We start from the raw sequence: 1,023 nt of genomic DNA, 5'->3' as shown, positions 1-1,023 counted from the left end.
CTTCACAGTCTCCCACCTATCCTACACAAACCGAACCGAACACCAATACCAAGCTATAGTGAAGGTCCCGGGGTCTTTTCGTCCTGCCGCGCGTAACGAGCATCTTTACTCGTACTGCAATTTCGCCGGGCCTGTGGTTGAGACAGCAGAGAAGTCGTTACGCCATTCGTGCAGGTCGGAACTTACCCGACAAGGAATTTCGCTACCTTAGGATGGTTATAGTTACCACCGCCGTTTACTGGGGCTTAAATTCTCCGCTTCGACCACAACGTGACCTAACGGGTCCTCTTAACCTTCCAGCACCGGGCAGGCGTCAGTCCGTATACATCGACTTACCCGTCTTCGCACGGACCTGTGTTTTTAGTAAACAGTCGCTTCCCTCTACTCTCTGCGACCACCACCAGCTCAACACGTCGTTCACCAGCAGTGGCCCCCCTTCTCCCGAAGTTACGGGGGCATTTTGCCGAATTCCTTAACCACAGTTCACCCGATCGCCTTAGTATTCTCTACCTGACCACCTGTGTCGGTTTACGGTACGGGCCATACATGCACTCACTAGAGGCTTTTCTCGACAGCATAGGATCACCAACATCCCCACAAACGGGTACGCATCACGCCTCACCCACAAGCTGTACGGATTTACCAATACAGCGGGCCACACGCTTACACCACAATCCAATCAGTGGCTCGGCTACCTTCCTGCGTCACCCCATCGCTTGACTACAACAGATCAGGTCCCACGCATCCCAACACAACACACACAAAGTGCATGAAGCATCGTTCAGGGCGGTTAGTATCACTGCTTCACCATTGGTCGCACACATACGGGTACGGGAATATCAACCCGTTAACCATCGACTACGCCTGTCGGCCTCGCCTTAGGCCCCGACTCACCCTGGGAAGATTAACTTGACCCAGGAACCCTTAGTCATCCGGCGGATGAGTTTCCCACTCATCATTCGCTACTCATGCCTGCATTCTCACTCGCATAACCTCCAGCACTGGGTTACCCCGCACCTTCAA

At 53.6% G+C, this 1,023-nt stretch carries 1 rRNA gene; it reads right to left on the bottom strand.

The annotated features are described in order from the left end of the window. Positions 1-1,023: ribosomal RNA gene (locus QP997_RS09695) — 23S ribosomal RNA — on the bottom strand; the annotation flags it as partial.

It is taken from the genome of Corynebacterium sp. MSK039, assembly GCF_030232315.1.
Lineage (GTDB): Bacteria > Actinomycetota > Actinomycetes > Mycobacteriales > Mycobacteriaceae > Corynebacterium.
The sequence above is the reverse complement of the archived record's forward strand: the minus strand, read 5'-3'. Positions and strand labels throughout refer to the sequence as shown.